This is a genomic window from Tsukamurella pseudospumae (genome assembly GCF_001575205.1).
Taxonomy (GTDB): domain Bacteria; phylum Actinomycetota; class Actinomycetes; order Mycobacteriales; family Mycobacteriaceae; genus Tsukamurella; species Tsukamurella pseudospumae.
Map to the genome: position 1 here is coordinate 20,654 of NZ_LSRE01000048.1, position 19,335 is coordinate 39,988.

At 71.3% G+C, this 19,335-nt stretch carries 17 protein-coding genes; 3 read left to right on the forward strand and 14 right to left on the reverse strand.

Going from position 1 to position 19,335, the window contains the following annotated elements:
• Positions 1–158: 158 nt before the first annotated feature.
• The 13 genes from AXK61_RS24545 to AXK61_RS19400 form a co-directional block, all read right to left on the reverse strand.
• The gene (locus tag AXK61_RS24545; protein ID WP_197466876.1) at positions 159–1,229 is read right to left on the reverse strand and encodes an amidohydrolase family protein; all 1,071 of its coding nucleotides are present in this window, start codon (positions 1,227–1,229) and stop codon (positions 159–161) included.
• Between the two features lie 97 nt (positions 1,230–1,326).
• Positions 1,327–2,898: a signal recognition particle protein gene (ffh, locus tag AXK61_RS19345; protein WP_068746743.1), complete on the reverse strand. Its 1,572-nt coding sequence runs from the start codon at positions 2,896–2,898 to the stop codon at positions 1,327–1,329.
• A 9-nt stretch (positions 2,899–2,907) separates the two neighbouring features.
• Positions 2,908–5,400: a [protein-PII] uridylyltransferase gene (locus AXK61_RS19350; protein WP_082789450.1), complete on the reverse strand. Its 2,493-nt coding sequence runs from the start codon at positions 5,398–5,400 to the stop codon at positions 2,908–2,910.
• A 9-nt stretch (positions 5,401–5,409) separates the two neighbouring features.
• Complete coding sequence (locus tag AXK61_RS19355; RefSeq protein WP_068524879.1) at positions 5,410–5,748, reverse strand: P-II family nitrogen regulator; 339 nt, start codon at positions 5,746–5,748, stop codon at positions 5,410–5,412.
• 52 nt (positions 5,749–5,800) lie between these two features.
• Entirely contained in the window at positions 5,801–7,102 is a 1,302-nt protein-coding gene (locus AXK61_RS19360; RefSeq protein ID WP_068746820.1) for an ammonium transporter, read from the reverse strand.
• A 180-nt stretch (positions 7,103–7,282) separates the two neighbouring features.
• Positions 7,283–7,792 (reverse strand): SRPBCC family protein, encoded by a 510-nt coding sequence (locus AXK61_RS19365; protein ID WP_068746744.1) that lies wholly within the window; start codon positions 7,790–7,792, stop codon positions 7,283–7,285.
• 163 nt (positions 7,793–7,955) lie between these two features.
• A complete protein-coding gene (locus AXK61_RS19370) occupies positions 7,956–9,203 on the reverse strand; it encodes an alpha/beta fold hydrolase (protein WP_068746745.1) in 1,248 nt (415 codons plus the stop codon).
• Entirely contained in the window at positions 9,200–9,445 is a 246-nt protein-coding gene (locus AXK61_RS19375) for a hypothetical protein (protein ID WP_068746746.1), read from the reverse strand. The genes AXK61_RS19370 and AXK61_RS19375 overlap by 4 nt, the downstream gene beginning before the upstream one ends.
• Complete coding sequence (locus tag AXK61_RS19380; RefSeq protein ID WP_068746747.1) at positions 9,442–10,074, reverse strand: VOC family protein; 633 nt, start codon at positions 10,072–10,074, stop codon at positions 9,442–9,444. Before AXK61_RS19380 ends, AXK61_RS19375 begins: the two co-directional genes overlap by 4 nt.
• Positions 10,075–10,108: 34 nt before the next feature.
• Positions 10,109–10,873 carry a maleate cis-trans isomerase family protein gene (locus AXK61_RS19385; RefSeq protein WP_068746748.1) on the reverse strand — a complete coding sequence of 255 codons (765 nt, stop codon included), beginning with the start codon at positions 10,871–10,873 and terminating at the stop codon, positions 10,109–10,111.
• Positions 10,874–11,028: 155 nt separating this feature from the next.
• On the reverse strand, positions 11,029–11,727 hold the full coding sequence (locus AXK61_RS19390; RefSeq protein ID WP_068746749.1) for a TetR/AcrR family transcriptional regulator: 699 nt from the start codon (positions 11,725–11,727) through the stop codon (positions 11,029–11,031).
• Positions 11,728–11,754: 27 nt separating this feature from the next.
• Positions 11,755–13,290 (reverse strand): FAD-dependent monooxygenase, encoded by a 1,536-nt coding sequence (locus AXK61_RS19395; RefSeq protein WP_068746750.1) that lies wholly within the window; start codon positions 13,288–13,290, stop codon positions 11,755–11,757.
• Between the two features lie 26 nt (positions 13,291–13,316).
• Entirely contained in the window at positions 13,317–15,011 is a 1,695-nt protein-coding gene (locus tag AXK61_RS19400) for an AMP-binding protein (RefSeq protein WP_231855608.1), read from the reverse strand.
• Between the two features lie 120 nt (positions 15,012–15,131).
• On the opposite strand from AXK61_RS19400, the gene AXK61_RS19405 reads away from it, so the two are divergent.
• Positions 15,132–15,986, forward strand: coding sequence for an alpha/beta fold hydrolase (locus AXK61_RS19405; protein ID WP_068570430.1), 855 nt, complete (start codon positions 15,132–15,134; stop codon positions 15,984–15,986).
• A gap of 19 nt (positions 15,987–16,005) precedes the next feature.
• On the opposite strand, the gene AXK61_RS19410 is transcribed toward AXK61_RS19405, so the two are convergent.
• Positions 16,006–17,031 carry an Lrp/AsnC family transcriptional regulator gene (locus AXK61_RS19410; protein WP_068746751.1) on the reverse strand — a complete coding sequence of 342 codons (1,026 nt, stop codon included), beginning with the start codon at positions 17,029–17,031 and terminating at the stop codon, positions 16,006–16,008.
• Positions 17,032–17,128: 97 nt separating this feature from the next.
• Between AXK61_RS19410 and AXK61_RS19415 the strand changes: the two genes are divergently transcribed.
• Positions 17,129–18,463 (forward strand): MFS transporter, encoded by a 1,335-nt coding sequence (locus AXK61_RS19415; protein ID WP_082777883.1) that lies wholly within the window; start codon positions 17,129–17,131, stop codon positions 18,461–18,463.
• 52 nt (positions 18,464–18,515) lie between these two features.
• Positions 18,516–19,304 carry an alpha/beta fold hydrolase gene (locus AXK61_RS19420; RefSeq protein WP_068746752.1) on the forward strand — a complete coding sequence of 263 codons (789 nt, stop codon included), beginning with the start codon at positions 18,516–18,518 and terminating at the stop codon, positions 19,302–19,304.
• Positions 19,305–19,335 lie beyond the last annotated feature (31 nt).

Here is a 19,335-nt window from a genome sequence, read left to right on the forward strand (position 1 = left end):
CGGTGACGCTGGGCATCGTCGAGCTGCTCAGCCGCGCGCCGAAGGCGCAGTGGTGGGTCGGCCGCCCCCGGCCGACGAAGCGGAGTCGCCCCCGGCCGACGAAGCGGAGTCGCCCCCCGGCCGGCGAAGCAGAGTCGCCCGCGCCCGGAACAGCAGGCTCAGGCGAGCGCGCCCCGCACCACCACGGCCGACGGTGCCGGAAGCGCGCCGTGCGCCAGCGCGACCCGCGGGTCCTCGTCGTAGATCACGAGGTCGGCGGGGGCACCGTCGTCGATGCCGGCGAAGCCGAGCCACTGCCGGGCGCGCCAGGACGCGGCGGCGATCGCGTCCTCGGGCGGCATGACGGCGGCGAGGGCGGTGATCTCCCGCGGTAGGGCGCCGTGCACGTTGAAGCCCCCGGCGTCGGTGCCGGCGTACATCGCGACTCCCGCCTCCCACGCGGCGCGGAAGGTCGCCTTCCGGCGGTCGTGCAGCGCCAGCATGTGGCGGTGGTAGGTGGGGAACTTCTCGGCGGCGGGCGCGGCGATGGACGGGAAGTTCTCGATCTGGATCATGGTGGGCACCAGTCCGATCCCCTTCTCGACCATGGTGTCGATGGTGTCGGCGGTGAGCCCGGAGCCGTGCTCGATCGCATCGACGCCGGCGGCCAGCAGGCCGGGGAGGGCGTCCTCGCCGAAGACGTGCGCCGTCACGCGGGCACCCGCGTCGTGGGCGACGGCGACGGCCTCGGCGAGCACGTCGTCGGGCCACAGCGGCGCGAGGTCGCCCACGGACCGGTCGATCCAGTCCCCCACGAGCTTGATCCACGGGTGTCCCTCGGCGGCGCGGCGGCGCACGGCGGCGACGAGCTGGGAGGGGTCCTCGAGCTGCTCCCCGAGGCCGCGGGTGTACCGCTTGACGAGCGCGATGTGACGACCCATCCGGACGAACCGCGGCAGTCCCGGCTGCCCGTCCAGGGGCGAGGTGTCGAGGTCGGACCCGGGTTCGCGGATGACGGTGACGCCCACCGCCACGTCCTCCAGTGCGAGGACGCGGCCGCGGACCAGGTCCGGCTCCCCGTCCTCGACGATGCCGACGTGGCAGTGGGCGTCGACGTAACCGGGCACCGCGTAGCCGGTCAGCTCCGTGGCCGGACCGCCGGGCGGGTCGAATCGCACGGCACCGTCGGACACCCAGAACTCGCCCTCGCCGCCGGGCAGCACGACGCCGGAGAAGTGCAGATCGCTCATCGGGCAACCCTACGTCGGGGAACCGGCCGATTTCGACCCTACGAGGCCCGAACCGGCCTCGTACCGCCGGATTCCGCCGGTTTCACGACCCGACGCGCTACCGCTTCTTGCGGAGCTGCTCCTCGAGCGCGGCCATGTCGATGCCCTCGAGGCCCGGAGGCATCTGGTCGAGGCCCTTGGGCATGCCGGAGAGGTCCATACCTGCGGGCATCCCGGGCATGCCGGGGAAGCCGCCGCCCATCCGGGGCGCCGCCGGGCCGGTCTGCCGGGCACGGTTGTTCTTCTTGCCCTGCTTGCCTTTCTGCTTGCGCTTGGACAGCCGCTTGGGGCCGCCACCGCCGAAGCCGGCCATCTGCGACATCATCTTGCGGGCCTCGAAGAAGCGGTCGACCAGCTGGTTCACGTCGGTCACGGTGACGCCGGAGCCCTTGGCGATGCGCAGCCGGCGGGAGGCGTTGATGATCTTCGGATCGGTGCGCTCGGCGGGCGTCATGCCGCGGATGATCGCCTGGATCCGATCGAGCTGGCTGTCGTCGACGGCGGCGAGGGCGTCCTTCATCTGGCCCGCGCCGGGCAGCATGCCCAACAGGTTCCCGATGGGGCCCATCTTGCGGATCATCAGCATCTGGTCGAGGAAGTCCTCGAGGGTCAGCTCGCCGGAGGTGATCTTGGCGGCCGCCTCCTCCGCCTTCTGCTGGTCCATGTGCTGCTCGGCCTGCTCGATGAGCGAGAGCACATCGCCCATGCCGAGGATCCGGGAGCTCATGCGATCCGGGTGGAAGACGTCGAAGTCGTCGAGCTTCTCACCGGTGGACGCGAAGAGGATCGGCTTGCCGGTGATCTCGCGGACCGAGAGCGCCGCACCGCCGCGCGCGTCGCCGTCGAGCTTGGTGAGCACGACACCGGTGAAGTCGACGCCGTCGGCGAAGGCCTGGGCGGTGGTCACCGCGTCCTGGCCGATCATGGCGTCGAGGACGAAGAGCACCTCGTCGGGATCCACGGCGTCGCGGATGCCCCGCGCCTGGCCCATGAGCTCCTCGTCGATGCCGAGGCGGCCGGCGGTGTCGACGATGACCACGTCGTGCTGGCGGGCCTTCGCCTCGGCGATACCGCCGCGCGCGACCTCGACGGGGTCGGCCGCGCTGACACCGAGGACGCCCTCGCCGCCGACGGAGGTACCGGGGTGCGGCGCGTAGGTGGGCACGCCCGCCCGCTCGCCGACGATCTTGAGCTGGTCGACGGCGCCCGGACGCTGCAGGTCGCACGCCACGAGCATGGGCGTGTGCCCCTGCTTCTTGAGGAAGTGCGCGAGCTTGCCCGCGAGCGTGGTCTTACCCGCGCCCTGCAGGCCCGCGAGCATGATCACCGTGGGCGGGGTCTTGGCGAGGTTGAGCCGCCGGGTCTCGCCGCCGAGGATGCCGACGAGCTCCTCGTTGACGATCTTGACGATCTGCTGCGCCGGATTGAGCGCGGCCGAGACCTCGTGGCCCTTGGCCCGCTCCTTGACCCGCGCGACGAAGGCGCGCACCACGGGCAGCGCGACATCGGCCTCGAGCAGCGCGAGGCGGATCTCGCGCGCCGTCGAGTCGATGTCGGCGTCGGTGAGCCGGCCCTTGCCGCGCAGGTCCTTGAGCGCGCCTGTGAGCCGATCGGAGAGGGATTCGAACATTGCTCCAGCCTACCGAAAGCCCTGCGTCTGCCCGCCCTCCGGTGGTGCGGGAGGCGCGGCCTCGGGCAGGACGGCGATGACGGCGCCCTCCGCGCGGGCCCGGAGGCTCGGCTCGTCGGCCGGGACGGTGAGGCAGAACGCGTCCACGACGGTCGCGCCGAGCGTCGCGACCCGGGCCCAGCGCACGTCGAGTCCGGCGTCGTCGAGGGCGCCCGCGATCCGCGCGAGCAGACCGGGGGTGTCCCCGGCCCGGACCTCGAGGACGACGGTGCCGGGAGCACCGTCGAACCAGCGCAGCCGGGGCGGCGCGGGCACCCGGAGCGGCGGCGCGGCGGCGGATCGGTCGACGGGGGCCGCGGCCGCGCGTTCGCGTTCGCGCAGCTCGGCGAGCACGTCGGCGCCGTCGAGCGCGGCCAGCAGGCGCTGCCGGACGACGGCCGGGTCGGGCGGATCGCCGAAGGTCGGGACCACGACGAAGGTGTTCACCGCGGAGTCCTCGACGCCGGCGACGGTCGCGCTGTGCACGCGCAGTCCGGCGAGGGCGAGGACGGCGGCCATGCGGGCGAGCACGCCGCGCCGGTCGGGACCGACGACCACGACGGTGAAGGTGTGCGGCCCCAGCGCGGGTGCGGGCGTGATCCGCACGTGCGTGCCGCCCGCGGCGGCGAGCGCGACGACCTCGTCGGGCACCGGTTCGGGATGCGGCGCGGGCTCCCCCGCCAGCACACGGCCGGTGCGCCGGACCAGCTCGCCGATGAGCCGGGACTTCCAGTCGCCCCACACGCCGGGCCCGGTCGCCAGCGAGTCCGCCTCGGCGAGCGCGTACAGCAGTTCCAGCAGCACCGGATCGCGGTCGATCTTGTCCGCGACCGCCTCGATCGTCGCGGGGTCGTCGAGGTCGCGCCGGGTCGCGACCGCGGGCAGCAGCAGGTGGTGCCGCACCATCGCGGCGAGCAGTCCGGTGTCGCGCTCGTCGAGGCCGAGGCGGGTCGCGATCGCCTCGGCGAGCTCCGCGCCGATCACGCTGTGATCGCCGCCGCGGCCCTTGCCGAGGTCGTGCAGGAGCGCGCCGAGCGCGAGCAGATCCGGCCGGGCCACATCGGTCGCGCGGCTCGCGGCGTGGGCGGCGGTCTCCACGAGGTGCCGGTCGACGGTCCAGGTGTGCACGGCGTCGCGCGGCGGGAGGTCGCGGACGGCGCCCCATTCGGGGAGCAGGCGACCCCACAGTCCGGTCCGGTCGAGGGCCTCGATGACGGGCACGGCGCTGCGGCCCGCGCCGAGCAGGGCGAGGAAGTCGGCGACCGTCTCCGCGGGCCAGGGGCTCCGGGGCGCGGGCGCGACCTCGGCGAGACGGTTGAGGGTGGACGCGGACATCGGCAGGCCCGAGGCGGCCGCCGCGGCGGCGACCCGCACGGTGAGGCCGAGGTCGCGATCGGGCCGGGCGTCGCGGGCGAGGGTGACCTCGCCCGCGTGCTCGACCACGCCCTCCGCGAGGGGGCGCCGGACGGGTGCGCGGCGCAGGCGGGAGAGGCCGCGTCGGGGCAGCGCGTTCTGGGCGGTCCGGATGCCGACGTCGACGGCGTAGGCCACGGTGCGCCCGCTGTCGCTGATGGTGCGGGCCAGGTCGAACCGGTCACCGAGGCGCAGCGCAGCGCCGATCTCGTCGGCCTCCTGGGCCCGCACCTGGTCGCGGGCGCGCCCGGAGATGCGGTGCAGTTCGGTGCGCACGTCGAGGAGCCGGCCGTAGGCGGTGGCCAGGTCGTTGCCGTTCGGGCCGCCCGGGGAGCCCGACGGTGTCGGGATCCCGTCCGTCAGCTGGGCGAGCGAGAGTGCCTGCAGCAGCTGCACGTCGCGCATCCCGCCGCGGCCGTTCTTGAGGTCGGGTTCGGCGCGGTGAGCGATCTCGCCGGACCGGCGCCACCGCTCGCGGGCCTGCCCGACGAGGTCGTCGACGCGGGTGCGGATGTCGGTGCGCCACTGCTTGCGGACCCCGCTGATCAGGAGGTTGGTGATCTCCGCATCGCCCACGATGTGCCGGGCGTCGAGGAGCCCGAGCGCCGCCGTCAGGTCGGACTGGGCGACGCGGACCGCCTCCGGCACCGTCCGGACGCTGTGATCGAGCTTGATGTGCGCGTCCCAGAGCGGGTACCAGATGCTCTCCGCGACCTCAGTGACGTGCGCCGGGTCGAGTCCGTCGTCGTGCACGAGCAGCAGATCGAAGTCGCTGTGCGGCAGGAGTTCCCGTCGTCCGAGCCCACCGACGGCGACCAGCGCCAGCCCGCTGTCCGGGCCGATCCCGGCCGCGGTGCCGCGGGTGGTGAGCCACACCTCGGCGAGGTCCGCCAGGGCGCCGCGCAGCGCGGCGGGGTCCAGCCCGTGGGGACCGGCCGCCCGGTCGAGCAGGCGGGCTCGGGCGGCGACCAGTTCCTTCGCCCCGCCCTGCCCGCCGCCCTCGGGCGGCCCGTCCGCGCTCGGCACGATCGCCCTGTCCGGCACCGTCATCGTCAGTTCCTACAGGGCCTCGTTGCCGCGCTCGCCGGTGCGCACGCGCACGACGGACTCGACGGGGGTGACCCAGACCTTGCCGTCACCGATCTTGCCGGTGCGCGCGCCCTCGACGATCACGTCGACCACGCTGTCGACCACGGCGTCGTCGACGACGACCTCGATGCGGACCTTGGGCACGAAGTCCACGGAGTACTCGGCGCCGCGGTACACCTCGGTGTGCCCCTTCTGGCGGCCGTAGCCCTGGACCTCGCTGACGGTCATGCCGAGGATCCCGGCCTGCTCGAGTCCCGCCTTCACGTCCTCGAGGGTGAAGGGCTTGACGATCGCGGTGACCAGCTTCATAGGAGATTCCTTCGTTGAGTCGGTGGAGGATTTCAGCTTAGTTCCGGTCCCCTCAGACCAGGTCGTAAGCCGTTTCGGCGTGCTCCGAGTTGTCGATACCGTCGGCCTCGGACTCCTTGTCGATCCGCCAGCCGAGGGGCTTGAGCAGGAGGGCGATGATCACGGTCAGTACACCGGTGAACAGCAGCGCGACGCCGGCGATGACGATCTGCACCACGAGCTGGCGGTAGTCGCCACCGTAGAACAGGCCGGTGTCCTTGGCCAGGAAGCCCAGGGACACGGTGCCGATGAGCCCCGCCACCAGGTGCACGCCCACCACGTCGAGCGAGTCGTCGAAGCCGAAGCGGTGCTTGAGACCGACGCCGAACGCTGCGGCCACGCCCGCCACGACGCCCAGCCCGATCGCACCGACGGGGGTGATGTTCGCGCAGGCCGGGGTGACGGCGACGAGTCCGGCGACGACGCCCGATGCGGCGCCCACGGTGGTGGCGTGGCCGTCGCGGAACTTCTCCACCGCGAGCCAGCCGAGCATGGCGGCGGCGGTCGCGACGGTGGTGTTCACCCAGGCCAGGCCCGCGGTCATGTTCGCGGTGCCCGCGGAGCCGGCGTTGAACCCGAACCACCCGAACCACAGCAGCGCGGCGCCGAGCATGACGAACGGGATGTTGTGCGGCCGGTACGCGGCCTTGCCGAAGCCGAGGCGCTTGCCCACGAAGATCGCCAGGATGCCGCCGGCGATGCCCGCGTTGATGTGCACGACGGTGCCGCCTGCGAAGTCGATCGGCGCGATCGTCGCCTTGCCGTCGGTGGTGCCGAACAGCCAGGCGGCGATGCCGTCCGCGGAGTTCGAGAGCAGGCCGCCGCCCCAGACCATGTGCGCCAGCGGGAGGTAGACGATCGTGGTCCAGATCGCGGTGAACGCGAGCCAGGTGCCGAACTTCACGCGCTCGGCGACCGCGCCGGAGATCAGCGCCACGGTGATCACCGCGAAGGTCAGCTGGAACCCGGCGAAGACGATGGCGGGCAGCCCCTGCCCCGTCGGGCTGAGCACGTACAGCGTGTCGGCGCCCGCCGTCTTCGTCTGGGTGAGGGCGTCGAGGCCGAAGTACGTGAAGGGGTTGTCGAAGAGCCCCAGGTAGTTCCCCTCGCCGGAGAACGAGGTCGAGTAGCCCCAGAGCACGTAGATCACGGAGACCACGCCGAGCGAGCTGATCGACATCATCATCATGTTGAGCACGGACTTCTGGCGGGAGAGCCCGCCGTAGAAGAACGCGAGCGCGGGTGTCATGAGCAGCACGAGCGCCGCGGACATCAACATCCACGCGGTGGTGCCGGTGTCGACTTTGCCGAACATGTCGTCGGGCACGGAAGCCAAGAGCACGGGGAAACCTCCTCGGACGCGCCGCCGGTGCGACGCGAGTGAGAAAAGCTTCTGCCGCCGCGGTTTCCCGGTGGTCGCGGCCGTGTTGCCCGTGTGTAACCGGTTGGCCCCGGTTCGGGCCGCCCGGTTACGTGCAGGTTTCCGACGGTGCCGCTATCGCACGTCGGTGTATCGCGCGATCGGCGCGCCGATGCCGGTGGTCACTAGGGCGGGGATGCTGGTGGTGACGAAGAAGGTCCACCCCCGCGAGCAGGCCTCGAAGCACTCGGATTCCGCGGTGAGGCCCACGTGGGTCAATCGCAGATCGGTGCCCTCGGGTCCGGGTGTGACCTCGAAGACCACGTCGGTGGCGGTCCACTCCCGGTGGTCGTCGATGAAGGTGAGCTCGGCGTCGACCGCGTGCCACACCAGCCTGTGCGGCGGCTGTACCTCGGTGAGCTGGAACCGGCAGAACCGGATGCCCGTTTTCGTGCGCGCGGTCTCTCCCGGATACCGGACGTCGTCGGTGAACACGAACTCGTCGTCCAGGTCTGCGGTGTGCCCGATGATGTTCCGGCTCCACCACTCCCGGGCGTCGGTGAGCGCGTCGAACACCGCCTCGGGCGGGGCGTCGATCGTGGTGGTGGCAGTGAGGTATTCGGTGCGCTGATCGGTGCTGGGCATGATGTCGGCCTTTCGTTGAGGAGTCCTTAACCCCTCGTCGAACGCCAGGACCCGATTTCGACCTCGCCCACGGATCGAATCTCACGATGTCGAGTTCTGCGGTAGTGACGGCTCCCCTCCGGGCGCTCCGGTGCCGCAGAAGTCGACATCGTGAGGTGCATCGCTAGCGTGCGGCGTCTCCGATCCCTCGGGCACCGAGCCAGCGTTCGATCTCGATGCCGGCGAGGGTCGCGGCCGTGGGCTCCCCCTCGGTGAGGGCGGCGCCGAAGTGCTTGCCGCGTACGCGCACGTGCTCGACATCGGAGGTCCCGAACGCCGCGACCATGGCGCGGGCATCGTCGGGGAAGCAGGCTTGGTCACCGGTGATCTCGATGAACAGCGTGGGCATCGTGACCGCCGGCGCGCACCGGAGGAATCCCGCGCGGCTGCTCAGCGCCGACCAGGTCGACAGCCACGCCTCGGGCGTGGTGAGCCGGCCGAAGCCCACGACGCCGTAGTCGGTGAGGTCCGGGCGGGCGCCGAACAGCGAGCCGTAGGGCCGGTCGTTGGGGTCCAGCGTCGGGTCCATGCAGCGCAGGTCCGCGTCGGTGCGCTGCACCGTGAGGAACTCGGTGGCCAGCGCGGCCCGGCGGTCGGACGGATCGCCGCCCGCCTTGAACCGCCGCTGCGCTTCCCGCGCCGTCGCCACCCGCACGCGGGCCACGGCGTCGAGCCGCTCCACGCGCTCGCGCTGCGCCGCGCGGTACCGCGCCACGAACTCCGGCGAGTACGACGACGCCTCGGGCGCCGGGCGGTAGCCGTTGGCGGGGTTGAACGGGTCCAGTGCCGACGCCACCGACATCGGGTCGGCCTCGTCGGCCACGGACGGGTCGATCATCCGCAGCAGCAGCTCCCCCTGCCCGGGGTGCGGCGCCATGAACACCACGTGGTCGGGCAGGGGCATCATCGCCGTGCGCAGCGGCACGGGCTTGCCGCCGGGCGTCCCCGCGAGCCGGTCTTCGGCGGGCAGCCCCGCTTGCTCGATGTAGAACGCGGCCAGCGCCCCGCCGCCGGAGTGACCGACGGCGATCACGGTGTCGAAGCCCTGTTCCCGGAGGAAGACGTGTCCCGCCGCCATGTCCAGCAGCGCCTGCTCGTGGAGAAGCGTCAGGTCGTTTCCCTGGGTACGACTGCCCTGCGTCCACACCGCGACGCCGCGCCGCAGGAACTCGGGCACGAGCACGTGGTGCGTGAAGTCCTGCCGGGGGTGCATGAGGAAGGCGACGGCGGTCGCTCCGGGCACGGTGCGCAGCACGCCGGAGACCTTGGCGCCGTCGACGGTCGACAGCTCGACCGGCGTCGCGACGGTGCCCTCCGGCACGTCCTCGGCGTCGAGGTACCGTCCCGCGCCGACCTTCTCCGCGGTGGTCATCGGTCCACCACTCGCAGGGCGTTCTTGTCGTGCTGCGCGACCTTCGAGTCCTCGAGGCCCGCGAGGGAGCTGTACCAGACGGCGTGCCGGCACCCGGTGGCACGACGGTCGATGACGATCTCCTCGGGCCGGGTGATCCGGAAGTACGGCCCCACCTTGGTGATCTCCACGTCGGGCTCGGCACCGGCGACCGTGACGACGCCCTCGTTCTCCGGGACGTCCAGGACGTACATGCGGCTCATCGGACGCTCTCCTTCTCCCACGCCTCGGCGCGCTCCACGATGAGTTCGGCCTTGCGCACCAGCAGCGCATCCATCGACGGTGCGCCGCCGCCGACCACGTCGCACAGCGCCTCGATGGTGAGCGTGGCGTCGAGATCCTCCTGCGGGGTCACGGGGCGCAGAGCCCGGGTGATCTCGATCATGTAGCCGTTGGGGTCGTGCGTGTAGATCGACTCGATGGTCTCGTGCATCACCTGCATCTCGCAGGGCCACGCGGAATCGTCCAGGCGGCGGCGGTATTCGAGCAGGTCCTCCTCGCTGTCGACGTGGATCGCGAGGTGCCGGGAGTTGACGAAGTAGCCGGGCGTGCCCTGCGGGAGGCGGGCCCACGAGTCGCCGGGCGCGCTCGGGTCGCCGATCGGCTCGAGGCCGAAGTAGTAGAAGAAGGCCATGCGGTCGCCGTTGCCGATGTCGAAGAAGAAGTGAATGAAGTCCGGGTGGTCCTCGGGGCCCCAACCTGCGGCGCAGATCGAGTGCACGATGGGGAATTTCAGTACGCCGTTGTAGAAGCGCACGGTGCCCACGGGGTCGAAGGTCGGGAAGGCGGCGTGGTCGACGCCCTGCACGCGGTGCTCGGTGCTCTCGGTCATCAGGGTGCTCCTGTCGGAAGGTCGGGTGGCGGTTCTAGGCGTCGACGGTGACCGGCGCGTCGGCCCGCAGCAGCGAGCCGGCTCCGGGGATGTCGACGGTGGCGCCGACGGCGCGCAGGATGCGGTACGCGCCGGCGGTGGCGGCGGTGATGACGGGCACGCCGAACTCGTCCTCGGCGGCCTGCACCAGGCCGAGCGAGGGCATCTGCACGCAGGCGGAGAGGACGAGCGCGTCGACGCCGGTCAGGTCCATGCTGCGGGCGGCCTCCATGACGCGGTCGCCGGGGATGCAGCCGACCTCGGCGTTGTCCGCCACTTCCAGTGCGCGCCAGTCGGTCACCGTCAGCCCCTCGTGCTCGAGGTAGGCCATCACCTGCTCGGCGAGGGGGCGCAGGTAGGGGGTGACGACAGCGATCCGCTTCGCGCCCATGTCGGCGAGCGCGTCGACGAGGGCGCCGGCGCTGGAGAGCACCGACGCCTCGCTGCCGCCGGCGGCGAGCTGCTCGGCGATCGACAGCTCGACTTTGTGGTGTTCGCCGAGGCCGGTGGACATGATGGCGACGAGACAGGCGTAGAGCATGGCGTCGACGCCCGCGTCGCCGAGCTCGATGACGCACCGCTCGCGCTGCGCGTTCATCGCGGCGAGCTGCTCCGGCGAGACCTTCTTCATGCGCATGCGGCTCGAGTGGAAGGTGAACTCCTGCTCCGGATGCCGGGCCAGGATGCGCGGCATCTCGGTCTCGACGGTGACGTTCGAGCTGGGGACGACCAGTCCGATCCGAATGGGCTTGGCGCTCATGGTTCTCCTCCGATGGGTTTCGCCTTCCCCTTCAGTATTCGACGTCAGCGTCCAGATGTCAACACTAATGTCAGAATCGTGACGTCGGTGTCGCACAACGACGACGCCCACCCCGCCGGAAGGCGGAGCGGGCGTCGGGCGCGCGGGAAGCGCGGTCAGATCAGGGGTTCGAGCCGATCCAGGCGGCTGCGGATCTCGGCGAGCAGGTCGGCCGGGCCCGCCACGGCACCGTCGACCTCGGGGACGCACAGCATCTGCCGAGCGAGGGCACTGACGGTGTCGACGATGGCCTGCACCTCGACGCCGTTCGCGGGCTTGGCCCACCAGGCCACCCAGTTGCACATGCCCAGCAGGCTCAGCGCGGCGGTACGGGGATCGACCGGGGTGAACTGCCCCGCCTTGATCCCCTCCTCGATGATCGCGACGACCTCGCGCAGAACGCGCCGGCGCGCGGCGGCGTGGTCCTCGCCCGCCGCCTTGGGCAGCATCATCTCGGAGCGGTCGAGGATACGGAACTGGCTGGGGTGCTCGGCCCGCTGCCGAACGAGCTGCTCGGTGAGGATGGTGAGCTTCTCGGTGGGCTCGAGGTCCGCGCGGGCGCTGAGCTCGGCGAAGACGTCGGCGAGCGCCTGTGAGACCCGCTCCACCAGCATCACCAGCAGGTCCTCCTTGCTGCTGATGTAGTGGTACAGCGCGGGCCGCGACACCCCGACGGCGTCGGCGATGTCCTGCAGGCTGGTGGCGTCGTAGCCCTTCACGGCGAACAGGTCCGTCGCCGCGTCCAGCACGTCGCCGATCACCAAGTCGCGCCGTCGCTGTCCGCTCGCCCTACCCGTGCGTTCCGCCGTCGCCATGGGTCGCAGTGTACGCACGCCGCCGACTCACCCCACGGTGACGACGGCGTCCGCCCGGCCCGCACCCACCGCCGCGGCCCCCTCGGACCGGAGCGCCACCGGCACCTCGACGACGACCGTCTTACCGGCCCATCGCACCCGCTCGGCCAGGTCGATCCGGGCGCCCACGTCCGTCGGGCCCGACGGTCCGCCCAGCACCACGACGGGCGCGTCGGCGCCGCGGAGCTCGGCGACGAGGTCGTCATGGGCCGAACCCCAGACCTCCCCGCCGGACCAGTCGGCACGCACCGCGTGGGCATCGTCGAGCCCGTCGACCGGCAGCTCGCGCCCTGGCGCGGACAGCGCGTCGGTCGTGAGCGGGCGGCTCAGCACCCAATCGTCGACGGTGCCGGGCGTCGCCACGGGCGCCTCCCCGAGTTCGCGCAGCGCGAGGGCGGCGACCTGCGGGTACTCGGCGGCGTAGTGCTCGAGCCCGAGGTTCCCCGCGCGGGTCATGTAGGACAACGCGATCCGCTCGGGCGCCTCGGCGGTGCGCTCGCGGAAGCTGGACCACCAGTTCTGGGATCGGGCGGCGAGGTGCTTGAACCGGCTCACGTACGGCCGTCGTGCCGTCTCGTAGGCGGCGAAGGCCTCCGCGACGTCCTCGTGCTCGGACAGCGAGCGGGCCAGGGCGATGGCGTCTTCGAGCGCCAGCTTCGTCCCCGACCCGATCGTGTAGTGCGCCGTGTGTGCGGCATCCCCGATGAGCACCACGTTGCCGGTCGACCACCGATCCAGCGAGACGGTCGGGAACTGCGCCCACCGGGTGCGGTTGGCGAGCAGCTTCCGCCCGCCGAGCTCCTCGGTGAAGACCTCCTCGAGCAGCCCGAGGCTGCGCTCGTCGGATTCGCCGGCCGGGGTCTCGTCGGCGAACCGGTCCAGGCCGGCCGCGCGGAAGGAGTGGTCGTCGGTCTCGATGAGGAAGGTGCTGCGGTCGTCGGCGTACGGGTAGGCGTGCACCACGAAGGTCGCGTCACCCTTGGTGCGCCAGGTGAAGTTGGCGTCGTCGACCGCGAAATCGGTACCGCACCACATGAAGTGGAGGCTGCCGTAGCTGACGGACGCGCCGAGCTCGCCGGCGAAGCGCTCCCGAACGGCGCTGCGCGCCCCGTCGGCGGCGATGATCACGTCTGCGGAGATGTCGTCGATGTCGGTCCTCGCGCCCAGCCGGATGTCCACGCCCACCTCGAGCGCCGACGTGGTGAGCACCTCGAGGAGGATCGCGCGCCCGATCGCCAGGTTCCGTGCGCCGTGCAGCTCGACCTCGCGGTCGCCGGTGCGCAGCACAAGACTGTGCCCGTCGTGACTGGCCTCGCGGAGCCGGTCGGCGGTGACCGGATCGGCGGCGGCCATGTTGGACATGGTCGACTCCGTCAGCCCCACGCCGAAGCCGAAGGTCTCGCCGCTGGCGTCCGACCGCTCGTACACCGTGACCTGCGCCTGCGGGTCGCCGAGCTTGATCAGCCGCGCCGCGGCCAGTCCGGCGGGTCCGCCGCCGATGATCGCTACCGTCCTGTTGCCCATGATCGTCTTCCTCGTGTTCGTATCGGTCAGCGCGCGGACTCGGCGCGCAGTGCTTCGGCGACCCGCTCGCGCAGATCCTTCTTGGAGACCTTCCCCACGTTGGAGAGGGGGAACTGGTCGACGACCTCGATGCGCTCGGGACGCTTGTAGCCGGCGAGGCCCTGCGCGGTGAGGAACTCACCGATCGTCGCGACCGTCGGCGCGGGGTGTCCGTCCTCGACGATGAGGTACGCGCACGCCTTCTCCCCCAGCACGGGGTCGGGCATGGCGACGAGCGCCGCGCTGACGATGTCCGGGTGGCGCAGGAGCACCTCCTCGACCTCCTCGGCGTGGATCTTCTCGACACCGCGGTTGATCACGTCCTTGATCCGCCCCTCGATCGAGTAGACGGTGACGCCGTCGATCACGTGGGCCCGGGCGAGGTCGCCGGTGCGGTAGAAGCCATCGGCGCTGAAGGCGTCGCGGTTGTGCTGCTCGGCGCGGTAGTAGCCGCGGATCGTGTACGGCCCACGAGCGCAGAACTCGCCGATCTCGCCGGCGGGGACCTCGGCGTCGCCGCCGATCTCGGCGATCCGCACCTCGTCGGCGGGCGAGACCGGCGCGCCCACACTGTGGTGCCGAACATCTTCGCCGGAACCGTCGGGCGTCACCAGGAACATGCCCTCGGCCATGCCGAACATCTGCCGCACAGGAATGCCCAGCTCGTCGCGCAGTCGCTCGGACACCTCCTCGGGCAGGGCCTGCCCGCCCACGATGAGGTCGACGATGCTCGAGAGGTCCGCCGTCGCACTCCGGGGCTCCTCGAGCAGGCGCACCACGAGGGCGGGCGGCATGAGTGGCAGGACCGTGGGGCGCTCCGCCTCGATGAGGTCGAGCAGCTCGGGGATCCTCGGGGTGGGCGCGAGGACGACGGTCGCGCCGCTGAGCAGCGCGGGCTGGACCGCGAGCGCGATGCCCGCGTTGTGCATCACCGGCAGCGGATACAGGATCCGGGTCTCGGTGCCCCACCGCAGCGCGCGGGCCCAGGCGCGGGCGTTGTGCACGTACTCCTCGTGCAGCCGGGCCGCGACCTTCGGCAGCCCGGTGGTGCCGCCGGAGAGCTGGAACAGTGCGATCTGCTCGGGATCGACCGCGGGCGCCTCCGGCGCAGAGGCCCCGACCACGAGGAGGTCCTCGTAGGTCGGCGACTCGCCGATCGCAGTGCCGCGGGCGACGATGACGATCGGGAGGGCACCGTCGGCGTGCAGTGCGGCGGCGACCGCGAGGGTCTCCCCCTTGCCGTGATCGCCCTGGACCACGGTGGCTCGCGCTCCGACGTGCTCGGCGAGCAGGCCGATCTCGCGGACACCGTGCTGCGGCAGCGTGCAGACGGGGCGCAGGCCGGCGATGAGCGCGCCGAGGTAGGCGACGACGGTCTCCGCGACGTTGCCCATCTGGAACATGATCGGCTCGCCGGGCGCGAGGTCGGTACCGGCGAGGAGGCCGCGGGCGAACCGGTCCGCGCGGCCGAAGAGCTCCGCGTAGGTCCAGCGGACCTCGGGCGTGATCAGTGCGGTCCGCTCGGCGAAGACACCGGCGGCAGCGAGGAGTTCGCCCGGGAGGGAGGCGCCGCGCCACAGCCCCTCATCCCGGTATCGGCGCACGTACTCGTCCGGGTAGGCGACGAGGCCGGGCTCGTGGAAGGGGCTGGTCATCTGCATCACCGCTATCGTCTCTGACATACGAGTCAAATTATCAACATCACTGTTGACAATCAAGAGCTTCACGGAGTTTTCTTGACATCAACGTTGAAATCTCGCCATCAACGTATCGTTGCCTCACCCGCACAAGGAGACCTCACCATGACCACTGCCACCGCCCCCGTGGAATCGATCACCCTCGTCGCCGACGGCGTGTCCCTCGCCGCCCGCATCGCCCGGCCGGCCGGCGTCTCGCGCGCCCTGATCCTCGCCGTACACGGCGGCACCTACGACTCCGAGTACTTCCAGGTCGGCGACGATTCCCTCCTCACCATCGCGCCCGCCCTCGGCCACACCGTGGTCGCCGTGGACCGCCCGGGCTACGGCGGCAGCGCGGACGTCGCAGCGGACCGGCTGGGTTTCGACGCCCAGGCGAAGATCCTCACCGCCGCGATGGACGGCCTGGCGGCGAGCTTCGACCTGCCGGTCGTGCTCGTGGGCCACTCGATCGGCGGCATGCTCGCGCTGCTGGTGGCGGCGTCGTCGAGCACGCCCCGCGGCGTCGAGGTCAGCGGCCTCGGCGAGTTGTGGCAGCCCGGCATTCGCGAGATGTGGGGCGGCCTGCGCGGCGACGCCCCGTCGATCGCCCTGCCGCCCGAGGCGCACGCCGGCGTCATGCTGGGACCGGAGGGCACCTACCCCGCCTCGGCGATCGCGCGCGACGGAGAACTGTTGCGCCCCATGCCGATGCCCGAGCTGTACGACGTCGTCGACTGGGCCGACCGGCTGCCCGCGGTCGGCGCCGCCGTCAGCGCGCCGGTCCGGCTCACGTTCGCGGCGCACGACAACATCTGGCGCTCCGACGACGAGGCCGTCGCCGCCGTCGCGCGGCACTTCACCGCCGCGCCCTTCGCCACCGCGCTGATGGCGGGCGTCGGCCACTCCATCGAGCTGCACCACCTGGCCCGCGCCTACGTGCTGAGCCAGCTCTCGTTCGTCGAGCAGGTCATCGCCTGAGCCCGGTGGCCCCGCCACTTCAGGCCGGGACCACCGGAACCACCCCGACCGAGCGGCCCGCGGCGTCGAGGAGGTGACCCATGCGTTTGATGTGCCTCAGTGCCAGCATGCGGTCCACAACCTCGATGCCGCGGGCCTGCGCGCTGAGCTGACCTTCGAGCCGGTGCAACTCGCCTGGCGAGCGGACCCACAACGATACGAACAGGTTCGCGGTCCCGCCGGTCAGGGCGGCACAGAGCCGGACCTCGGGCATTCCGGCGAACCCGCTCATCACCGCCTCGAGTTCCGCGGGCGGGACCCGGCACCAGATCGCCGCCGACACGGGCCAGCCGCTGAGCGCCTGCGCCACTTCGCAGCGCAGGCTCACCGCGCCGTTCGCGATGAGACGCTGCACGCGGCGCCGCACGGTGCTGATCCCCAGCCCGGACAGGGCAGCCAGCTCGCTGTATCCCGCCCGCGCATCGCGCCCGAGCTCGGTGACCAACAGCACGTCGTGCTCGTCGAGCCGCATCGGATGGAAGCGCACCTCGGTGCGATCCTCCGCCAGCCGCCGGACGGCGTCGGGCTCGACGGCACGCAACCGCCAACCGCCGCCCTCGACGGCGACCACGGTCGCCAGTTGCACCCGCACCGCGCGGATGCCGTCGATGGCCTCCAGTTCCTCGGACAACACCCCGGAGAGGGCGGACAATCCGCTCGCCAGAACGCTCACCAGAAGGTCACGGCCGCCGGTCGCGTGCTCGATCGTGGCGGCCCACGGTCGTTCGGCGAGCGCGTCCGCGACGGCCGTACGAGCGCCAACGCGACAGCCCACCTCGATGAACGCCACGAACGGCACCCCGGCCGGGGTCGCGCGCGGATAGGCCGAGACCCAGACCCGCCCGGAGGCGGCAAGGGACTTCCAGGTGCGCGCCACCGTCGACGGATCCACGCCGAGCGCCTCGCCCGCACGCGACCAGGAGACACGCGGGTCGACCTGCAGCACGTTGATCAATCTCAGCTCCAGATCGGATAGCTCGGCAGATTCCTGCACTGGACTGATCATTTCGGCAATCTACACCAGATTTTCGAGTTGATGTGATGCGGCTCACCACCATTGCGAGCAGCGCCGCAGGCCGGCGGAATGAAAGGACCACACCGCCATGACAACCACGTCACCCATCGAGGCCCCACCCCGTGACCGCGGCCGATCCCGGCGAGAGCTGACCGCCTCGACCGTGGGCTCGATCGTGGAATCCTTCGACTGGAACATCTACGCCGTTCTCGCCCCGTTCTTCGCGGCATCGGTGTTCGGCGATGGCAGTGGGAAGCTGCTGGCCGCGTACGCCGGCTTCGCCGTCGGCTTCCTCGCCCGCCCGGTGGGCAGCATTGTGATCGGCCGGTTCAGCGATCGCTACGGCCGCCGCCTGGGCCTCCTTGTGAGCATGAGCGGCATCGCCCTCGCGAGCCTGGGGATCGCACTGTTGCCCACCGCCGCCGCGGTCGGCGTGCTCGCCGGCGTACTGGCCGTCGTCCTGCGCCTGATCCAGGGGCTCGCGTACGGGGGCGAAACCCCGACGGTGGCCGCCTATGTGACCGAGGCCGCTCCCGTCCACATGCGGTGGCGCTACAGCGCAGTCGCGTACGGCGGCATCGTGATCGGATCCCTGCTCGCGTTCGGAACGATCGCCGCCATGTACGCGATCTTCGGCAGGGAGGCCCTCAACGACGGTGCCTGGCGCTGGGGATTCGTCGCCGCTGCCGCAGTGGGACTGTTCGCGATCTGGGTGCGCCGCAGCGCCCCCGAGACCGAATCCTTCGAGGCGATGACCGCCGAGCTCGGCACGAAGCGCCCTCCCATCGGCACCGTCTTCCGAGAGCACCGCTGGGCCTGCCTGGCAATGCTGGGAATGACGATCTCCGGCACCATCCCGTTCTACTTCGCGCTGCTCTACATGCCGGTGTACGGCGACAACATCGGCGTCACGTCGAAGGAGTCGGCGTCGAGCTTCATGACGCTCACCCTGGCCCTCGTCCTGGTCACGATGCTCGCACTGGGCTGGCTCGCCGATCAGGTCGGCATTCTGGTCGTTCTCCGCATCGGCTACGTCCTGCAGATCCTGCTCACCGCTCCCCTGCTGCTGGCTCTGAAGGCCGGGTCCATGCCCTTCTGGGTGGTCGCGCTGGTGCTGGGCCTGCTGGTGGCGCCGGCGATGACGGCGATCAACGTCTACGGCGGGCTGCTCTTCCCGCCCGCACTGCGCGCGGTGGGCGGCGGCATCGTCAACGCCACCACGGTCGCGGTCTTCGGCGGTACCTTCCCGCTGCTCGCCGAGTGGCTCCACGAGCGCGGCGGCTACGGCGTGCTGCCCTACTACGTGACCTTCGCGTCGATCGCCGGACTGCTCGGCACCTTCGCCGCGTTGCGCTCGCCGTCCTTCGTCGCCGCGATCCGCGGGAACACCGCCACCATCGCACCGACCGCTGTCACCGCCTGAACCACAGCCGCTGGCCCACCCACGAACACCCACCCGCACAAGGAGATCCACCATGCCCTACGCACCCTCCGGCGACATCGACGTCTACTACGAGACCGCCGGCTCAGGCCACCCGCTGTTCTTCGTCCACGGCGGTGGCGGCAACACGATGTGCTGGTTCCAACAGGTCCCCTACTTCGCCGAGAGGTACCGGGTGATCACCGTGGACCTGCGCGGATTCAAGAACTCGCGGTGCCCGCCCGAGCAGTCGCATCCGCGCCACTACCCCGACGACATCCTCGCGATCATGAACGCCGAGGGCATCGACCGGGCCGCGTTCTGCTGCCAGTCACTCGGCGCGTGGGCGGGCCTGCCACTGGCGGCCCGGCACCCGGAACGGGTCTCGGCGCTGTTCATCAACGGCTCACCGACGCCCGCCTACTCACCGCAGAACTGGGAGGTGCTCCGGACCGCGGGCGACACCTTCAACGCCGGCCACGGCGGCAACCGCGGCGGCGACGACGCGGCGGTCGGGTGGAACCGCACTTTCGTCAAGGAGCACCCGGAGGTGTTCTTCCTCTACAGCCGGATCAAGGAACTCAACCCCGGCTTCGACGCACGCACCATGCAGGACGACGACATCAAGCTGTTCCCCGAGGATCTCGCCGGCTTCACCACCCCGACCCTGATGGCCGGCGGCTCCCACGACGACTTCCTCACGCCCACGAGTCACCTGCACGTGGCGACGCTCATCCCCGGCGCCGTCCCGCACACCTTCGAGGAGTCCGGCCACTCGGCCTATTTCGAGACTCCCGGGGAGTTCAACGCGGTGCTGGAGTCGTTCCTCGCGCGCCACGTCTGACCGAGTTCCGATGTGCTCCGAACACGACCGC